Annotated in this window: 17 protein-coding genes; 6 read left to right on the top strand and 11 right to left on the bottom strand. The window is 39.1% G+C overall.

Annotated elements, in window-relative coordinates; genetic code table 11:
- Nucleotides 1-26: 26 nt before the first annotated feature.
- Nucleotides 27-557 carry a hypothetical protein gene (locus CWB77_RS05445; protein ID WP_054201397.1) on the top strand — a complete coding sequence of 177 codons (531 nt, stop codon included), beginning with the start codon at nucleotides 27-29 and terminating at the stop codon, nucleotides 555-557.
- Between the two features lie 75 nt (nucleotides 558-632).
- Here the strand turns inward: CWB77_RS05445 and CWB77_RS05440 are convergent, their stop codons facing one another.
- Complete coding sequence (locus tag CWB77_RS05440; RefSeq protein WP_054201398.1) at nucleotides 633-1,175, bottom strand: carboxymuconolactone decarboxylase family protein; 543 nt, start codon at nucleotides 1,173-1,175, stop codon at nucleotides 633-635.
- A 111-nt stretch (nucleotides 1,176-1,286) separates the two neighbouring features.
- Between CWB77_RS05440 and CWB77_RS05435 the strand changes: the two genes are divergently transcribed.
- Nucleotides 1,287-1,874, top strand: a complete 588-nt coding sequence (locus CWB77_RS05435; RefSeq protein ID WP_010389407.1) for a TetR/AcrR family transcriptional regulator — start codon at nucleotides 1,287-1,289, stop codon at nucleotides 1,872-1,874.
- Between the two features lie 64 nt (nucleotides 1,875-1,938).
- Here CWB77_RS05435 and CWB77_RS05430 read toward each other — a convergent pair whose 3' ends face one another.
- From CWB77_RS05430 to CWB77_RS05410, 5 genes are all read right to left on the bottom strand, one after another.
- Nucleotides 1,939-4,056 carry a methyl-accepting chemotaxis protein gene (locus CWB77_RS05430; RefSeq protein WP_138621705.1) on the bottom strand — a complete coding sequence of 706 codons (2,118 nt, stop codon included), beginning with the start codon at nucleotides 4,054-4,056 and terminating at the stop codon, nucleotides 1,939-1,941.
- A 111-nt stretch (nucleotides 4,057-4,167) separates the two neighbouring features.
- Complete coding sequence (gene arsJ / locus CWB77_RS05425) at nucleotides 4,168-5,388, bottom strand: organoarsenical effux MFS transporter ArsJ (RefSeq protein ID WP_138621703.1); 1,221 nt, start codon at nucleotides 5,386-5,388, stop codon at nucleotides 4,168-4,170.
- Nucleotides 5,389-5,403: 15 nt separating this feature from the next.
- Complete coding sequence (locus CWB77_RS05420) at nucleotides 5,404-6,417, bottom strand: ArsJ-associated glyceraldehyde-3-phosphate dehydrogenase (protein ID WP_138621701.1); 1,014 nt, start codon at nucleotides 6,415-6,417, stop codon at nucleotides 5,404-5,406.
- 22 nt (nucleotides 6,418-6,439) lie between these two features.
- Nucleotides 6,440-6,793 (bottom strand): metalloregulator ArsR/SmtB family transcription factor, encoded by a 354-nt coding sequence (locus CWB77_RS05415; RefSeq protein WP_008108943.1) that lies wholly within the window; start codon nucleotides 6,791-6,793, stop codon nucleotides 6,440-6,442.
- Nucleotides 6,794-6,978: 185 nt separating this feature from the next.
- Nucleotides 6,979-7,407, bottom strand: coding sequence for an organic hydroperoxide resistance protein (locus tag CWB77_RS05410; protein ID WP_138621699.1), 429 nt, complete (start codon nucleotides 7,405-7,407; stop codon nucleotides 6,979-6,981).
- A gap of 130 nt (nucleotides 7,408-7,537) precedes the next feature.
- Between CWB77_RS05410 and CWB77_RS05405 the strand changes: the two genes are divergently transcribed.
- From CWB77_RS05405 to CWB77_RS05390, 4 genes are all read left to right on the top strand, one after another.
- Nucleotides 7,538-8,026 carry a MarR family winged helix-turn-helix transcriptional regulator gene (locus CWB77_RS05405; protein ID WP_008468659.1) on the top strand — a complete coding sequence of 163 codons (489 nt, stop codon included), beginning with the start codon at nucleotides 7,538-7,540 and terminating at the stop codon, nucleotides 8,024-8,026.
- A gap of 348 nt (nucleotides 8,027-8,374) precedes the next feature.
- Complete coding sequence (gene astB / locus CWB77_RS05400) at nucleotides 8,375-9,721, top strand: N-succinylarginine dihydrolase (protein ID WP_055011528.1); 1,347 nt, start codon at nucleotides 8,375-8,377, stop codon at nucleotides 9,719-9,721.
- Between the two features lie 255 nt (nucleotides 9,722-9,976).
- Nucleotides 9,977-10,657, top strand: a complete 681-nt coding sequence (locus CWB77_RS05395; RefSeq protein WP_138621697.1) for an SDR family oxidoreductase — start codon at nucleotides 9,977-9,979, stop codon at nucleotides 10,655-10,657.
- Nucleotides 10,658-10,839: 182 nt separating this feature from the next.
- Entirely contained in the window at nucleotides 10,840-12,927 is a 2,088-nt protein-coding gene (locus CWB77_RS05390) for a bifunctional diguanylate cyclase/phosphodiesterase (protein WP_138621695.1), read from the top strand.
- Between the two features lie 37 nt (nucleotides 12,928-12,964).
- Here the strand turns inward: CWB77_RS05390 and CWB77_RS05385 are convergent, their stop codons facing one another.
- From CWB77_RS05385 to CWB77_RS05365, 5 genes are all read right to left on the bottom strand, one after another.
- Nucleotides 12,965-13,762, bottom strand: a complete 798-nt coding sequence (locus CWB77_RS05385) for a response regulator transcription factor (protein ID WP_055011532.1) — start codon at nucleotides 13,760-13,762, stop codon at nucleotides 12,965-12,967.
- A gap of 119 nt (nucleotides 13,763-13,881) precedes the next feature.
- A complete protein-coding gene (locus CWB77_RS05380) occupies nucleotides 13,882-16,809 on the bottom strand; it encodes a TonB-dependent receptor (protein ID WP_138621693.1) in 2,928 nt (975 codons plus the stop codon).
- Nucleotides 16,810-17,050: 241 nt separating this feature from the next.
- Nucleotides 17,051-17,866: a TlpA disulfide reductase family protein gene (locus CWB77_RS05375; RefSeq protein ID WP_013462938.1), complete on the bottom strand. Its 816-nt coding sequence runs from the start codon at nucleotides 17,864-17,866 to the stop codon at nucleotides 17,051-17,053.
- Nucleotides 17,867-18,020: 154 nt separating this feature from the next.
- Nucleotides 18,021-18,740, bottom strand: a complete 720-nt coding sequence (locus CWB77_RS05370; RefSeq protein WP_138621691.1) for an SIR2 family NAD-dependent protein deacylase — start codon at nucleotides 18,738-18,740, stop codon at nucleotides 18,021-18,023.
- Between the two features lie 282 nt (nucleotides 18,741-19,022).
- Complete coding sequence (locus tag CWB77_RS05365) at nucleotides 19,023-19,268, bottom strand: YfhL family 4Fe-4S dicluster ferredoxin (RefSeq protein ID WP_055011536.1); 246 nt, start codon at nucleotides 19,266-19,268, stop codon at nucleotides 19,023-19,025.
- Between the last annotated feature and the right edge of the window lie 2 nt (nucleotides 19,269-19,270).

Here is a 19,270-nt window from a genome sequence, read left to right as displayed (position 1 = left end):
ATAATAAATAAACACTCGGGTTAATTATGACATATTTAAAGGCCGCGATGCTGCTGTTATCGCTATCTATATTTAGCACTCTAGCGAATAATAAAACAGAGTCACTAGCACCAGAACTTGCGATTTTCACGCCCTACTTAGGCACTTGGCAAGCTGATTTTAATACCGAAAAAGGTGAGCCAAACATTCAAGATGTGAGTAAATGGCAGCGCGTACTTAATGGTAAAGCCATTCGTACTACACACTCTATTAATGAGGGTGAGTATGGAGGGGAATCAATGATTTTCTATGATCGTAAAAAACAGTCACTTGTTTTCTATTATTTTACAACAGCTGGCTTTTATACTAAAGGCGTCATGAAAGTACTGAGTCCAACACAATTTGTGGCCTATGAAGATGTCACTGGTAGCCAAGAAGGGATCACTAAAGTGAAATCAACCAGTGAATTTAAAGACCAACAGTTTGTTGTGTCTACTTCTTATTTAAAAAAAGGTGAATGGACTAAACCGGAAGTTCGAACTTACTATCGCAGTAATAAAGACGTTAAATTTAAATAAACAGCTTCATCTTTATATAAAAATTATTTAGCCATTAAATCGATATAACTTAATGGCTAAATAGCGGCTAACCTATCATTTTACAAATTTCTTAAACGCATCATCCACTGGCGTATCTGCAAGATGATTGGTGTAATTACTCATCACCTTTTGCGCAAGACCCAATACAATTTCTAAAAGCTGTTGCTTTGTATAGCCAGCGGCAAAAAACTTATCCTGCTGTGACTGGCTTAGCACACCTCGTTCGCGTGTCATCTCAAGGGTTGTTTCACGAAGAACTTCAAGTTTTACATCTTCCAGTGGCGTTTTATTAACTAGCGCATCAACAATACCTTGATCAACTCTCATTGAAGCGGCAATTGCGCTGTGTGCTGGTACACAGTAATGGCATTCGTGCTCAACATTAATTGACTGCCATACCACTGTTAGCTCTTCTGCGTTAAACGATGTTTTTTGAAATAGCTCATGCAGTACTTGGTAGCCTTTAAGTAAGGTTGGCGCCTCAGCCATTACAGCATGAAGGTTGGGTAACATACCAAAAGCAGCAATAGAGTCTGCCAATAGAGGTTGTGCTTCTTCTGATGCATTTTCTTGTGTGTATAGGGTAAATTCGGCCATCACTAACTCCAATTAAAAATAGTTTTAAGTAACATCGAGACACATACTATTTGATTTTGAGCGATCGCTCAAGTTAAAATTGAACAGTTGCTCAATTTAATAGAAACTATCATGGCCAATAAAGTTAAATTTGAACGCGAGCAAGTTGTTTATGCCGCTAGTCAATTATTCTGGGAGAAGGGCTTTCATGCTACATCTACCCGCGATTTACAAGATGCAATTAATATGCGTCCAGGCAGCATTTATGCGGCATTTGGCTCTAAGGAAGGTTTATATTGTGAAGCGATAAAAAATTATGCCAAACAAATGCAAAGCTTAATAGATGAACGTTTAGTATCATGCAGCAGTATTCTTGAAGCACTGCAAGACTTTGTAGAATATGTTGTTATTTCCTCACAAAGTCATACTCCAAGTTCTATCTGCATGTTAGTTAAGGCAAATAATGAGTTTGTTGATAAAGACAGCTATCTTTATCAAATCAGCGTAGAGCTGATGATAGACTTTGAACATTACCTTACTGAACTATTTACAAACGCTATAGCTAATAAAGAGCTCAGTGGAAATACCTCGGCTATAGATTATGCTCGTTTTTTCCAAATACAATTTACTGGCTTACGTAGTTATTTTAATCGACCAAATGTAGAAAAGTTGGCCAAACCAATGATCGAAAACATGTTTTCACTCATGAAGAGTCTTTAGCTTAAAATAAAAAGGCAGCTAATAAAGTTAGCTGCCTTTTTAATTTAAAACCAAAGTTCGACGTCTAGGTTTTTAATTTATTAAGCTCAGAGTCTTGCTGCGCAACTAGTTTATTTAACTCTTCGCTGCTATCGCCTGCTTGAGCAGATAAATCAGAAAGCTGTGAAGCAGCATCAGAAATTATCGTCAAGTTGCGATTTATTTCTTCGGTGACTAAGCTTTGCTCTTCAGCAGCCGTTGCAATATGAGTAATTTGATTGGTTATTTCATCTACTTTCACAACCACACTGTGCAGTGCATCAAAAGCTGTTGAGGTTTCATCTACTGCAGTTTCGGCGCGTACTACACCTTTTTCGATAACAGTTGATGCATTACCCACTTCTGAAAGTAAGCTATCGATTAAACTACTAATGTCATCGGTTGAGGAGCGCGTTTTAGATGCTAAAGCTCTAACCTCATCAGCAACAACGGCAAAACCACGTCCGTGATCCCCAGCTCGTGCAGCCTCAATAGCTGCGTTTAGTGCTAATAAGTTAGTTTGCTCAGAGATAGTTCGGATCACATCAAGTATTTGAGTAATATCATTACTACGCGATGCTACTTTTTCTACTGCCTGATTAGCTTCTTTAATTTCTTCAGACATGGTTTTAACTTGCGTCATAGCCGATGATAAGCTCGATTCGCTACTAACCACTAAGGTGTTAATTTCATCAGCTTGTTGCGCCGACTGCTCTGAAGCTTTTGCCACTTCAAGTGCTGTCGCGCTCATTTCGTTCATTGCAGTAACCACACTTTCAATTTCTTTAAACTGTGCCTGCACATTATGCTTGGTTTCTACCGCAATATTTGAGGTAACTTCACCTTGGTGCTTGGTTTGATCTGAGACCGCTTTAAGCTCACTGATCAATTCACGAAGTTTTGATAAAAACTTATTAAATCCTCCAGCCAGAGCTATAAGCTCAGCGTGAGTATCAACATGCAGAGTTTGTGTTAAATCACCTTCAGAGCTTGCTAAGTTGTCAACCCGCTCCTGAATTTGTCTAAGAGGAGCCACAACACTGCCTACTACAAGCTTCATTACTATAAATGCCAATACCGCAATCACAGTCCCGGTGATCAAAATAATCACACCCAGCTCTTTTGCAGCCTCAGACATGCCCGCAGTTAATTGAATAGGTCCTTCAAAGGCAAGTTCAGCGGGTACTTCAATTAGCAGCATCCATTTCACATCAGCAAGCTTAATTTCAATCGGGTAAGACACCATTATTTCAGCGCCCTGTTTGTTTATTCCTTTAGTGCCTTTTAGTGCTTTGTAACTCTCATAGCTTTTAGCGCTAACAGCTTCTTTTAGTGGGCGGCCTAATTTTTCTTTGTAATGACTTGTACCAACAATTAAACCCAAATGACTAAGTAACGTTACTTTTGCTTTGCCATCGTAAAGCGCCTTTGAAAGTTCTTCTGTTAGTTTTTGAAATACAGGTAAAGTTATATCCGCCCCTGTAACGCCTACAAACTTGCCTGATTTAATAACAGGAACAACAAGTGAGGTCATCATTTCTGAGTAACCCGGTGTAATCTCATACAAGTAGGGTTCCATAATGCATGGTTTTAGCTTGTCTTTAGCACACAAGTACCACTCTGCCTCACGTAAACCAAATTCGTTTATTTTATCCGCGTATTTTTCTTCCGCGTCTTCCACAACCTGTTGCTCAACCAAACCATTGCTATTTTTAGTGAAATAAATTTCTAATGAACCTGTACCAGCAACAGAGTGATTGTATCCTTGAGTAAATTCACTATCTTTACCATCAAAACCATTTTTTTCAAACTGTGAATAAATAGAGGAAATAACATCATTACTTTCTAATATTGAACGATTTAAAGAAACAACTGAATCACGCTTTATTGAGGCTTTATCGGCATCTTCTAAAATACTACCAAGTGAAAAAGGTATTCGGTAAGCTTCATTAATAAAGGCGGCAATTTTTTCACCATAGGCGGCTGCATTTGCTGTTAATCGCCCATCGACCTCATTAACAATTAGAGTCTCAGCTTCTGCAGAAGTGTTGGCATTACTCGATGAGAGTTTAGACCAAAGTATGCCTGAAAATAGTACTACCGTTAAAAGTATACTTCCGACGCTTATCCATAATAACTTTTTTGCTAACGCTATTTCCCGCATTTATAACTACCTTGCTTTACTTATTTATTTTTAGTTTAGACCAAATTAAACAACATATTATTAATTATTTTAAAATAATATGGATAACTTAATCTCATAACCAACGACCATTTAACTTTGCTTATTTAGTCGCAGAGTCACTAACACAACAACAAAAAGCAAGCTAACACTTACCCACAAGCAAGCTTGTAATCCATATAGTTTATACACTAATCCTGAGAATACTGTCCCAACCAGTCGACCGGTTGCATTAGCCATGTAATAAAAGCCCACATCAAGTGATACTGCATCGCTTTTAGCAAGGCTGACTATAAGGTAACTATGTAAAGAGGAATTAACTGCAAAGGCCGCACCAAAAACTAACAAACCGATGAGCAAACTAATATGAATAGCAATATTAAACTGCATGAGCACTGCCAATATAAAAGTCACCCCCGTTAAAGCAATGGCCCAGTAGTATGCCTTATTAAGCACATCGATTTTATTAGCCGAATTACCGGTTATTTTAGGGGCTTGTGACTGCACAGCTCCATAGGCAATAACCCACAGTGCCATAAAACCACTTACCCACCAATGATCCCAGTTAAACTGAGCGGCCAAATAAACAGGTAGCGCAACTACAAACCATACATCACGTGCAGCAAATAAACATAATCGCGCAGCACTGAGTAAATTAATGGCTCTGGATTTTGAAAATAACTCCTTAAATTTAGGCTTATTTTTGGCTTTACCCATATCACCTTTTAAGTAAATTAGGCTAACCAGCCAAGCAATACCTAACAGAGCAATCAACGCAAATAATGCGCCTTTAAAGCCCACTAAAGTTAATAGTAATCCACCTAAAAAAAAGCCTATGCCTTTGAGCGCATTCTTTGAACCGGTTAGTAACGCAATCCATTTATATAGTTTACTTTGCCCTGTTTCGTCATCAGGCACTAAATACTTAATTGCGCTTTTAGCACTCATTTTATTCAAATCTTTGGCAATACCACTGAGCGCTTGTGCAGCCATAACGTAAAAAACGCCCAGCCAATCACTAGGTACACATAACATAGCTAAGGCAACAAGCTGTATGCCTAAGCCAATATTCATGGTTTTATTTAAGCCTAAATGCGCGCCAAGCCACCCCCCCACTAAGTTAGTGATCACCCCAAACACTTCATAAAACAAAAACAGCATAGCGATGGCAAGTGCATCATATCCTAGCTGATGGAAATACAGCACCACCAGCATTCTCAGCGCCCCATCGGTTAAAGTAAACGCCCAATAATTACCGGTAATAATTAAATATTGTTTTATCGCTTGAGGTAAATCACTAAGTTGAGCAAACATGGTTAATACCTTGGGCTAATTAACTACATCACTTTTTGCTACTTTTAGCATAAGTTCGGCGGTACGGTTTGCATATCCCCACTCATTATCGTACCAAGCATATAATTTAAGCTGGGTATTATTAATCACCATGGTAGAAAGCGCGTCAATAGTACAACTACGCGGATCGGTTTTATAATCAATAGACACAAGTGGCTTCTCTTCATAACCTAAAATCCCTTTTAATGTGTCTTCTGCAGCCTGATAAAACCACTCGTTTACTTCATCTTGCGTAACACCGTGTTCAAGCTCAAATACACAGTCGGTAATTGATGCATTAGTAAGTGGTACACGAACAGCATGGCCATTAAGTTTCCCTTTAAGCTCAGGGAAAATATGCGTAATAGCCGTAGCACTGCCTGTTGTGGTGGGAATTAAACTGGTACCACATGAGCGAGCTCGACGTAAGTCTTTATGTGGGGCATCAATAATAGTTTGGGTGTTAGTTATATCGTGAATAGTAGTCATAGAGCCGTGTTTAATACCCACTTTTTCTTGTAGTACTTTAACAATTGGCGCTAAACAGTTTGTTGTACATGATGCCGCTGTAACAATTTTATGCTCATCAGGATTATATAAATCATCATTTACGCCCATCACTACATTTAAAATACCGTCTTCTTTCACCGGTGCAGTCACTACCACACGTTTTACACCTTGAGCTAGGTAGTGATTTAATAATTCGGTGGTTTTCATCACACCGCTGGCTTCAATGACTACATCGCAATCTGACCAATCAGTATCATCAATGTTTTTATTATTAGTTACAGCAATGGTGTGTTTACCTACACTAAAGCTGTGCGCTGATGCTGTTACATTGTGTGCCAAACGCCCATGTACTGAATCAAATTCGAGTAAATGTGCATGCGTTTTAGCATCGCCAGCAACATCATTAATTTTAATAAATTCAATTTCAGGCCAATCAAGTGCAGCACGCAATGTTAAGCGCCCCATACGGCCAAAACCATTAATCCCTACTTTAATTGTCATAATAAATACCTTTAAAAGTTAATTAACAGCAGTTTGCTGCACGCTCAGGGCGGTTACCCATTGCATTGAGTCGATTTAAATCATCGTTATAAAATTCAATATTAGCGCTACGGGTTTGTGCTAGTACATTTTCAGCCCACTCTGGTAGGGCTTTATTAATACTGTAATACACCCATTGATTTTGCTTACGATCGCTCAATAAGCCACATTGCCTAAGCTGGGCTAAATGACGAGATACTTTAGGCTGGCTAAGCTCAAGGGCAGCCACAAGCTCGCATACACATAATTCTTGCTCATGGCTAATTAGCAGCATGGCTTTTAAGCGCGTATCGTCAGCTAAGCATTTATAAAACTGTAGTGGGTTGAGTTGTTCCATAGCGTCCTCATTTGGTTTATGCATATACAATAAAACAAAAAACAAACATATGGAATAGTGAATATATGAAATTTCGAATATAACTGATTTTATCTATTTTCAATTCATTTATAGATATAGTTGCGAATAAAAAACACGCGATGATCACTCATGGCGTGTTTTTATAAACAATATAAAGAGGTAAATTAAATAACTGAAAGTTCTACCTCAATATTACCCCGTGTTGCGTTTGAGTATGGGCATACTTGATGTGCTTTATTTACCAGCTCTTGCGCCGCTGCTTTGTCCATATCACCTAGTGATACAGCAAGTTTTACAGCAATACCAAAACCGCCTTCAATAGCACCAATAGACACTTCAGAGTTAATGTAAGTATCGCTTGATAATGCGATCTTTTCGCTACCGGCTACAAATTTAAGTGCGCCAATAAAACACGCTGCATACCCTGCTGCGAATAATTGCTCAGGATTAGTGCCTTGCCCATCGTCACCACCTAACCCTTTAGGCGTTGATAAGTTAACATCTAAACGACCATCATCCGATTTAGCAACGCCTTCACGTCCGCCTGTTGCCGTAGCTTTTGCTGAATAAGCTGCATTTTGTAATACATTCATAGTGAACTCCTAAGATTTAAAATTTTCACATTACTTACTTTGTGTGCAAAATAATAGAACAACTAAATTCTGATTGCAAATACTTTGCATGCAAACTAAAATACTCTGTATTGAAATGAAGGATAAAACGATGTCGTTTGAACAGTTAAAATTAAAAAATCAGTTATGCCATCGTTTATATATGGCGTCTAACAGCATAGCCCGTGCCTATCGAGAACCTCTAGCTGAGCTTAACCTTACCTATCCTCAGTATGTTGTTATGATGGCGCTGTGGGAACAAGATGAAGTAACCATCGCCGAACTAATCGATAAAACCGCAATTGATGGTGGCGCGCTTACTCAAATATTAAAAAAGATGACCAGCAAGTCACTACTTAACGTTATAAAGGACGAACACGATAAGCGTAAGCGTTTGGTGCAATTGACTCACACCGGCCAATCTTTAAAACTTAAAGCTGCTGATATTCCAAAAACAATTTTCTGTAAATTTGACAGTATCGACACTAACCAAGCACAGCAATTAATGCAGTTACTCGATTTAATCGTTAGCGACTTAAGCACCCAGACTGAAGATGAAAGTGTCGATGCTAAAGACAGTCCCAAGTTAGTGCAAACCTAGCGTAAATTTATCCAATGTGGTGCTTAAGCTTTTTTATAGTTTAGTTAAAAAAAATTAACTTATTGATTATTATTCACAAAATATTCAAATAACAATTGGCATACTTCTTCCTACTCTCTTATTGACGTTAGCAACACCAAGGAAAAGTTATGTCTAATTTATACAACACTCTTTATTTTTTATGGCGCTTAGATATCACAGTGTGGCAAGTAAATGAGCCAACAAATACGCATACCACTAGTGAAAAAGAGCGTATCTATTCGCGTTAAACTATTTTTGAACAGACTTTGCAAGCTACCTCATAGCGTTGTATTGTAAAAGACTATTTAATTGGTTAGTGGAACGTGTATGCATGCTTTAGAAGTTAATTTTGACGGCTTAGTCGGCCCTACTCACAACTACGCAGGTTTGTCGTATGGTAATGTTGCTTCGTTAAATAACGCGGCGAGTTTTTCAAATCCGCAAGAAGCTGTATTGCAGGGCCTGGCTAAAATGAAAGCTATGCACGATAAAGGCTTAACCCAAGGGGTATTTGCTCCTCATGCTCGCCCAGATTTAAATGTACTTCGCCGTCTAGGATTTACTGGCAACGATGCGCAAGTCATTAATAAAGCTTTTAAAGCTGATCCTATTTTATTGCGCGCCTGTTACTCAGCCTCTGCCATGTGGACCGCTAATGCAGCCACCATATCGCCCTCTCCTGATACTAACGATGGCAAAGTGCACTTTACTGCGGCTAACCTGAATAATAAATTTCATCGCTCTTTAGAGCCAAATACGACGACACGTTTGCTTAAAGCAATGTTTAATAACGAGCAATACTTTGCACACCATTCACATTTGCCTGAGCAAGGTTTTTTTGGTGATGAAGGCGCAGCAAACCATACTCGCCTGTGCGACAGCCATGGTGAAACCGGGCTAGAGTTATTTGTATTTGGTGCAAGTGCCTTTAACAGTAAACTGGTTAAACCCGTTAAGTTCCCTGCAAGGCAAACTTTGGAAGCGTCTGAAGCCATTTGTCGATTGCACAATATAAAAGATACCAGCCAAATACTATTACAACAAAACCCTGATGTAATTGACCAAGGAGTGTTCCATAATGATGTAATCGCGGTGGGTAACGCCAATGTTTTATTATGCCATCAGCAGGCGTTTTTAAATCAAACGCAAGCATTAGACGATATCCGAGAAGCTTATGTAGGTAACAAACAGCTTTATATTATTGAAGTGCCAACCAGCAAAGTGAGTATTCAAGATGCTGTCAGTAGCTATTTATTTAATAGCCAACTTGTTAGCCTTAGTGACGATGCAATGCTGCTCGTTGCCCCACAAGAATGCCAGCGCAACCCTGCTGTAAAAGCGTATATTGAAGAGCTAATTGTTGCCGATAATCCCATAAATCAAGTGCAGTTTTTTGATTTGCGCCAAAGTATGCAAAATGGTGGCGGGCCTGCTTGTTTGCGATTACGAGTTGCATTAAACAGCCACGAATTAGCAGCGGTAAATCCTGATGTGATCTTAAATGAGCAAAAGTACACTCAATTATGTGATTGGGCTACTCGCCATTACCGAGATAAACTTGGTGCCAACGACTTTGCAGACCCAGCTTTACTAACCGAAAGCTACCAAGCCCTTGATGAGTTAACCCAGTTGCTTAGTTTAGGATCTGTATACCCATTCCAATTAGAAGCTTAAATGCTTTGCTACTTTAAGGGCTTGATAATACGTTCAAGCTCTTAACGCTAATCTGTTTAAATTCAATTAAGGTTAAGTTTTTAACCTTATAATTACCCTGACTATTCACATACATATAACTCTCTTTGTCAGGGTATCAATTATTCTTGGCAGCACGCTAAAACAGTATCATTGTCACTTAATTAATTCTAAAAACACTTATTTAATGAATCTTTACAATCAAGCTTGGCAGAATTCCATAAAAGGAGACAAACCATGACAACACAGAAAGTCATTTTAATTACCGGCGCATCGAGCGGCATTGGCGAGGCGACCGCTAAAACATTAGTTAATAATGATCACAAAGTAATATTAACTGCGCGCAGTGAAGATAAACTCAATAAACTAGTTGATGAGTTAGGCCATGAAAGTGCATTTAGCGTTCCAGCCGATGCCACTCAGTTTAGCGAGCTTGAGAGTGTAGTAAGTAAGGGCATTGAAAAGTTTGGCCGATTAGACGCAGCATTCGCCAACGCGGGCATGGGTGTGTCATCACCAGGCACAGAGAATGGCGATCCTCAAGAGTGGTCAGCCATGGTTGATCTTAACATTAAAGCGTTGTTGTGGACCGCAAAACTCACCTTGCCTCATTTACGTGAAAACCAAGGGCATTTTATTTTAACCAGCTCTGCAGCAGGAAGAAGACCCATTGACGGCTCTATATATGGTGCTACTAAATGGTTTGCACATGGCTTTGGTCAAAATTTAGCAGAGGAAATGAAACCCTGGCATGGTCGCTGTACCACTATTGCGCCAGGTATGGTAAATACGCCTTTTTTTGATGAAGCAAAACCCGATAAGCTCGACCCACAAGATGTGGCCGATGCGGTATTATTTGCTATTGAGGCCAACCAGCGTAATAGCGTACGCGAAATCTATTTAATGCCCACCAACTAACAAGATAACCCAAAGGCCAATCTTTATTGGCCTTTGCTTTAAAAGTACTTAATTGTGCTTTGTTAAAATTACTTTCGACTAAATCAATGAAAAGTCACACATTGAAACCTCCCTTACCATGCTAAATCTCAACTTTATGTCTAATATATAAATAAAGTAATTCAATAACTGGAACCCATTTAATGGATCCCCATAAAGCCCATAATATGCCTGCCCATCAATATGTTACTAATGATCCGTTGCATCAACTGTTTGATGCTGTCGATTCTATATCAGTGCAAGGTTATGATGAGCAACGACGTGTAATTTATTGGAACAAAGGCAGTGAAGTGCTTTATGGGTATTCGCACCAAGAAGCCATTGGCAAAAAACTCGAAGATTTAATTATACCCACACCAATGCGAGAGCCCGTAATTGAAGCCCATAGTAATTGGATTAAGCATGATATTGAAATTCCCTCCTCAGAGCTTATCCTCAAACATAAAGAAGGTAATGACGTGGCTGTATTTTCAAGCCATGTTATGTTTACTAATCAATACAATACCAAACAAATGTACTGTATTGATATTGACCTTTCTGAGGTTCACAAGGCACAAGCAGAAGCCACATTTAATGCCAGTATGTTGAAAACTATCTTTGAAGCCATTCCCGACTTATTTTTTGTACTAGAGAAAAATGGCATCATTGCTGACTACCATGTTAATAATAGTAAGGACCTGTATATTTCACCTGAGCAGTTTATTGGTAAAAAAATGATTGATGTACTGCCTGAAAAAGTAGCGGAAAAATTTCAAATTCATATAGAAAAAACAATAGCTCAAAACAGTATGGTAAGTTTTGAATATGAATTGAGCATGCCTGAAGGCGTAATTTATTATGAGGCGAGATTGCGCTTACTGCCCAAAAAAAACCAAATCATGGTGATTATCCGTGATATTAGCGAACCACACCGCTCAGCAGAATTGATCCGTCATCAAGCTCTCTTTGATAGCTTAACCGATTTGCCTAACCGCTTTTTGTCTTTAGATCGCTTGTCACAAATATTAATGGAAGTACAAAAGAGTCATGAAAAAGCCGCGGTGTTTTTTTTAGACCTTGATGACTTTAAAAAAGTGAATGACTCATTAGGGCATGAAGTAGGCGATAAACTGTTAATTGCAGCAGCCGCTAGATTACAGCAAACACTAAAGCAAAATGACACTGTCGGTCGATTAGGGGGTGATGAATTTATTGTTTTAATATCCAGTTTAAACGATGAAAATGATGCTTTAGCAATTGCTGAGCGGTTACTTCAAGCATTTAGAAAACCCTTCAAGCTCGAAGGCAGAGACTTAATACTGACATTAAGTATTGGTATTGCGATTTCTCCCAAAGACGGTACGTGTGCCTCGGTGTTGTTACGTAATGCCGACACCGCTATGTACCAAGCAAAAGCGATGGGGCGCAATACCTCCTCTTTTTTCACCCCGCAAATGAACGTTGCTATGCGCCGGCGTTTTGAAATAGAAGAGCAAATGCATGGAGCACTGGAGCGAAACGAATTTGAGCTTTATTACCAACCGCAAATAGATGTAAAAACAAACACCATCATTGGCGCTGAAGCCTTGCTACGTTGGCATAATATAGTGTTAGGGGAAATCACCCCTGATGAATTTATTCCCATTGCAGAGCAAACAGGCTTGATTGCGCCTGTTGGTTTATTTGTTCTTCAACAAGCCTTACGCTTTTTGAATGAATGGCAATCAATTAACCAGCAAAACTATACCATGGCGATTAATTTATCGCCGCGCCAATTCAGAGATCCGGAACTGGTTAATATAATTAAACATACTCTACATAAAAATAGCATTAATAATGAATGCTTAGAGCTGGAAATTACCGAAGGGGTACTAATGAATAGCCAAACCTCAATTCATGATGCCTTAGTGCAAATTGATGAGCTGGGCATAAAACTTTCAATGGACGACTTTGGCACAGGCTATTCATCATTAAGTTACTTACGAGAATACCCTTTTGATGTGCTAAAAATTGACCGTAGCTTTATTGCAGGGATAACAGATAACAAGGCCGACTGTAATTTAGTAAAAGCGGCCATAGCTATGTCACACAGCCTAGAAATAAAAGTAGTTGCAGAGGGAGTAGAAACCAAAGAGCAGCTAGATTTACTCAACGAGCTAAACTGCGATATTGCTCAGGGGTTTTATTTAAGTAAGCCCTTATCTGGTGCCAAGTTACTTAATTTTTCATTACATTACTGCAAAGCGACTTAAAAGCACTTTAGTTAAAAAGTGCTTTTACAGCTGCGAGTTAGCTCATGATTTTAAAAAGTAAATCGCGCACCGTTGCAGGTTCAAATGGTTTGTCACAAATAGCATCCACACCGGCTTGAGCAATATTAGCTAAATGAGTATCGTTGGCCTCTGAGCTGACCATCAGGATTGGAATATGTGAGTAAGCATTCGATTTTCTAACGGTTTCAGTTAACTCTTTACCATCCATTTCTGGCATATTGTAATCTGTAACAATTAAATCGAATGATTGATTATTAAGCATTTCAATCGCTTGTTTACCGTCTTCTGCCTCTACAGGTTCAGGAATACCCATTCCCGCTAGCACTCGTATTATATGTTTTCGTGCAAAGCGACTGTCATCAACCACCAACACACGAAGTAAAGTGACATCAAAGTGCTCTAGCTCAACTTCTTGCTCGCTAATAATATCCAGAGTCGCTTTAAGCGCACGGGTGATCTCGTCGGCATTAAACGGTTTAGGTAAAATAGCTAATACGCCCGATTGCCTAAGTTGCTCTAAATGGCGCTTATTACGTTCGCTCGACACCAGCATAAACGCCTGCTGCTCAGTATTACTGTTACTGCGTATTGCCTGTAATAAAGAGTCTGCAGTACCGTCGCTAAAATACATACTGCTGATCACTAAGTCAGGGTGATACTTTGATAAAGCGGCCAGCGCATTTTCTTGAGTGCTGGCCGTTTCAATTTGTGTAACACCACACTGAGCCAGTGATTTTTTTATTAGCTTTTGTTGCACTTCAGAAGGCTCAACTAATAAAATAGATAAGTTGGCTATTGCCGTTAAATCACTCATTTCAATCCTGTTAATATTAATTAAATAATTTTATAATGCTCATTATAAAGTAATAACTTACAAGAAAAAGCTAAAACAGCAACAAAACAGCTTGTTTACCTAAACTCAACAAACTCAGCTTAAAAACGGTAGTTTATGCCCGCATAATATCGTCTACCCGAATAGCTTGAGTTTAATAACCGAGACTCTGTATCGTTACCCAATCGGGTTACTGACTCAGATTTAGTTAAATTTATCACAGCGGCTGTTAGGCTCAAGTCTTCTAATAGAGTAATTGATGCATTTACATCAACTTGCTCGTATGGGTCTTGATACACGTTTAAACCACTATTTAAACCCAACACGGTTTCACCGCGTTTGTTATAAGAAGCACGAATATTAAAAGCATCTCCCTCATAATATATCGAGGTATTGTACTGGTACTTAGCACTGCCAATTAAAGGCGATTTACCAAACTCTTTACCATCCACTTCTACATCGGCCTTATTGGTTTTGTTATAAGTGTAGTTTGCGTAAAAACCAAAACCACTATCAAAGGCATGCTGTATAAATACTTCAGCCCCTTTAGATACGGCATCAGTGCCATTGCCTACAGTGCTATATGGCGACACAGTAATATTTCCCGAATCAACTATGCCCTCTTTACCTGCAAAATCTTGTTGTACGTCAATAACTAAAGGAACAACAAAATTATCAACCGTTTTATGAAACAGTGCTAAACCAACAGCAGAGCCTTCGCTGTAATAATATTCAATAGATAAATCAGCTTGCACCGACTCAAACGGTTTTAAGTTTTTATTACCGCCACTGCCACTAAAACCTGGAATTTCATTAAATTCAGCTCTGTCGTCGGCCCACTCATCTGAGACAAACGTAATGCGTTGTTGTGCGCCTAAATCGGCATAATCAGGGCGAGACATTACTTTTGCAATCGCGCCGCGCACAACAATATCTTCGCTGGCATCCCATGCAATATTAAAGCTAGGTAAAATTTGGGTATCGGTATTCTCTTGAGTAATGAGTTGATAATCTTCAACAAATCTATCGTCTCCGGTTACCGCCTCCCCGCTTTCATCGTCAGTATGATCCAGCAAATATGTGTATAGATCGGTTGATGATGTCATGGTTTTCGTGCGTACAACACGTACCCCTAGATTACCGCGCACGCTATCAAATTCAAAATCACCTTGTAAATAAAATGCCGCTATTTGCTCTTCAATATCATAAATGAAATTATCTTCTTTACGCGTATACGGAACATAATTACTGGTCACAATATCGCGGTATTTATCCCAATCAATGCCAGGCATTTGGTTTATGTTAAAACCACCCGCAATATTACCTTCGTTGATAAACACATCTTGTGCTAGTGGCATACCGTTATTCCACTGGTAACTATCAAAGCGTGTGATCCCACCCTTACTGGCTTCTGCTGCGGCAATATCAAAATTAGGATCTAAAAAGAAGGTATTACCGGTTTCGCGGTGAAGCGTAGCTTCTCGATACTTAACCCCAGTTTTAATTGTTCTTAAAATGCCCCAATCGGTATAAATATCAAAATCAGCTTGGTAGTAATCTTCTTCAAGTTCACTACGCACAAAACTTGAATTTGACGAACCCGGATCGCGCCCACCACCCACACCATTGAGTAAGTTAGCTAACGTATTTGGATCTATATTTAAACTAATATCGTTCTCATTAATTTTCCAACCCGCTGTTTGCGCGGCATTTTCTATGCGGTTTTCATTTTCACCCGCGTTAGAACTTTTATAGGCTGCTTCCCAACTCTCTTTCGGGCCACCTTCAGAACGTGTATTACCCGCCACAAAACGGGCTTTGAAGTAATCACCTTCGTAGGTTAAGTTGAGATCAAAAGTGTCAGAGGTTGACTCTTCACGTACATAGCTGCCTCGCATCCACGGCAATTGCATATCATTTTCTATGCCACTTGCAGCTGCATCAAATTGCATTCCATTAACTATCGTGCCCGACTCATCCAAACTTACATCGGTTAAAAAGTCAGGATTTAAAGACCACTCAGGTATATCAATCACCGACTCAGTTCTATTTTTATCAAGTGAAAATCCAAAATAGTTAAAACCAATTTCTACTCGGCTAGTTGGGCGCCACTGCGTGCTAAATTGTACCCCTTCTCGCTCACGTAATTCGTTTACAATTGAACCTCGAACCACTTGAGGAAACCAGACATTGTCATAGTTATTGCCCTGAGAATCGCTTACTGAGCCCCACTGATTATTGTTTTCAACCGGCGCGCCATTAACATCAACCGGGTTTTCACCAATAAAGCGCCACACATTTGCATCGGTGCCACCCGAAAGAGTTCGGTTAGTGCGTGTTTGTGAGGTGTAACCAAACAACACACCAAAAGTATCAGCATCGTTCTTCCAAGAATAAAGTGCGGTTACTTGCGGCTCAGATTCTTCAGTCACATCGGCATAGGTGCTTTCAATATTAATCACCCCTGAGTTTGCATCCATACTTAGCGGCTTACGACTATGCATTAATACCGTGCCGCCCACTCCACCTTCATCTAAACGTGCCTCTGGTGATTTATACACTTCCACGCTTTCAATCATGGCTGAGGGGAGTAATGCATAATCAAACGAACGAGATGGCTCGCCTGGTGATGACGCAATAAAATTACCATTTAACTGAGAAAAGGTGAGTTCAGATGATAACCCTCTAATACTTACCGATGAGCCCTCGCCTCCGTCACGGTCAATCACTACCCCTGGTACGCGTTGTAATGAGTCTGCGACATTTTTATCAGGGAACTTACCAATATCTTCCGCTGTAATCGCATCAACCACAGAGCTAGACAAACGTTTTATATCTAAATTAGCCGCCATACTGGAACGGATACCGCGTACCTCAATTACTTCCATATCTTTGCTTTTTAATGCTTTATCTGCTGCTTCATCAGCATATGCATGATTAATCACAGACAAAATAGACATACACAGCGTTGATTTAATAAAAAGTGGGAGTGAGTGATGTGAAGCGTTGGTTTTCCGATGAGCGGTCATAGTTTTAACAGTTCCATTTAAAATACAGTTAATACTTAAAGATGATCGTACTAGCTAAAGATGGTACGAAAAAAGTAGCTGTATTTTACATACCCAAGCTTAATAGCTTGTTAATGCAAACTGATGAGTAACTGAATACCTTGTCAATAAATAGCCAATTCAAATATAAACAAGAAGTTAAGCAGCAAAATAACTATTTAGCTGCTTAGGAAGGAGTAACTAGATCAAACAACAAACACTATTATTTTTTATCACTAATAGCCTGAATATAATAGCCTAAACTCGCATGAGAAAGTTCTCCCATATGACTGGTAACTAACTCACCTTGGCTATTATAAAACAAAGTTGTTGGTAAGCCCGCAGCACCTGATTCGCGACTCACATTACTACTTTGATCAAAAAACACATGATTTAGGTCGAGTTGCTGTTCATCAAGGAACGCTTTTACCGTGTGTAAGTCTTCACCTTGATTGACAAACGCCACCGTAATATTTGGGTTGTTTTTTTGAGCCGCTTGTAGCACTGGCATTTCTTTTCGACACGGCGGACACCACGACGCCCAAAAATTAATAACCACCGGCTTACCTTTAAAGTTTTGTAAGTTAACTTGCTGGCCTTGAATGTTATGCACAACAGACTGTGGTAACTGCACACCCGTTTGATAAATAGACAGCGCAAAGTTAGGAATAATCATTGAACAAAAACCTACAAACCCAGCAATAGCGTAGTTTTTCATTACCGCTTTTTTACCACGCGCATAAAACGCTAAAACAACTATACCGCTGAGCCAGCCATAATAACCAATAAAGCCACCGTCGCTAATATTAAAAAGCTGCCACCAGTTACCTTGATAGGCATCCCACATGGTAAACACAAACGCTAAACGCGAGACTAGAAAGCCCACAACAATCGCTTTAAAGACTGTGTCTAAAATCGCTTTTTGTAATGGGTGTTGACGCGTCAATAAATAGGTAAGCCCCCAGAAAATGCCTAACCCTAAAAAAATAATTAACTGTGAAATAGAAATAACCAAAGGCCCTAGAGAAATACTTAACATTGCTACCGACTTCTTATAATGTATTTAAGTACCTAAAATAACGAGTACCAGCGTGAATTAAATGCCAACAATAACATAATGTAAGCTGTACTGATTATTAATAACGCATAATAAATTATGTATACCAGCAGCAATATATAACCTAGTTACCTAGTTAACCTTGTTGCTGTATGTACTCCAATGCAGTCATTTTTTTATAACTTACATTTGAGTGCAGTACATGAGTAGGTTCAGGGTCAACAATTTCAATTGGAATAGCATAATTACGTGCAATCTCTAGTGCCATTTGGGTAATGTTTACACTAAAAGAGGTCCCCATAAATACCATTTTATCGGCATTCATCATTCGCTGCTGCGCCTCAGTAATACGATAAAGCTCAGTGTAATATTCATCAAATAACAATACAAAGGGCTTTAAAGAATGATTAAGCTTTGGCTGATGGTTTTCAATATTGAATAACTCAAGTAGAGAGCGATGTAAGTTGCTCTCATCAACATTACTCCATAGCGTAGCTTGTGGTGTGACATCATCGCCCTGATGATGAAACAGCGTCATTTGATCAAGCCGACCATGAATCGCAATGTAATCTTTATTACCCGCCTTACCATCAAGCCCATCAATATTTTGAGTTATTAAGTTTTTATCACTAAGCCAATGATGCACTTCGTTAGGACCATGATGACGGTAAGTTGCAAAGCGATGATAATACCAAGCTAAAAACTCACTTGGATTATTTTCATACATTGCGCGAGTGGCCATTTCCATCGGCGTATAGTTTTGACTGCCAATAGTCCAAAAACCATCCTCACCACGAAAAGTAGGAATACCACTAGCAGCACTTACTCCAGCACCTGTAATGTATAATGTATTCATAAAGCCATCTCTTATTTTCAATAAACCTATAATACTTTATGACACTGTATATTTGAGGCTTCACTTTTTTTGCTATTAAATTATTTTAAGCTACGGCCATTAACTTAAATAAACACGGGTACCAAAGAAACTCTTTATACTTTTAGTTTCGCTCAAGTGCACTACAAAGCCTTCTTTAATTGTTGAGATATTGAGAACTATAACAACAATCACAGCAACTAATTAGTTACAATGCACTTAGCTTTCTAATAAAAACAGATCGTTAATCTACTTATTGAGCAACTAACCTACCAACCTCACATACTTTTCAGCCAGTTCGTCCACACTTTCTCGATGATTAGGATCGGGCTTTATGCAGTCAATGGGGCATACACTGACGCACGTTGGCTTGTCGTAATGACCTACACATTCTGTGCATTTTTCAGGGTCTATTTGGTAAATTTTAGCGCCCATATAAATTGCTTCATTTGGGCACTCTGGATCGCACATATCACAGTTAATGCATTTGCTATTTATTAGTAGTGCCATGA

Source organism: Pseudoalteromonas sp. S1610, from assembly GCF_005887465.1.
GTDB lineage: Bacteria > Pseudomonadota > Gammaproteobacteria > Enterobacterales > Alteromonadaceae > Pseudoalteromonas > Pseudoalteromonas undina.
Note: the sequence above shows the minus strand (reverse complement) of the source record. Positions and strands in the feature narration are given on the sequence as shown.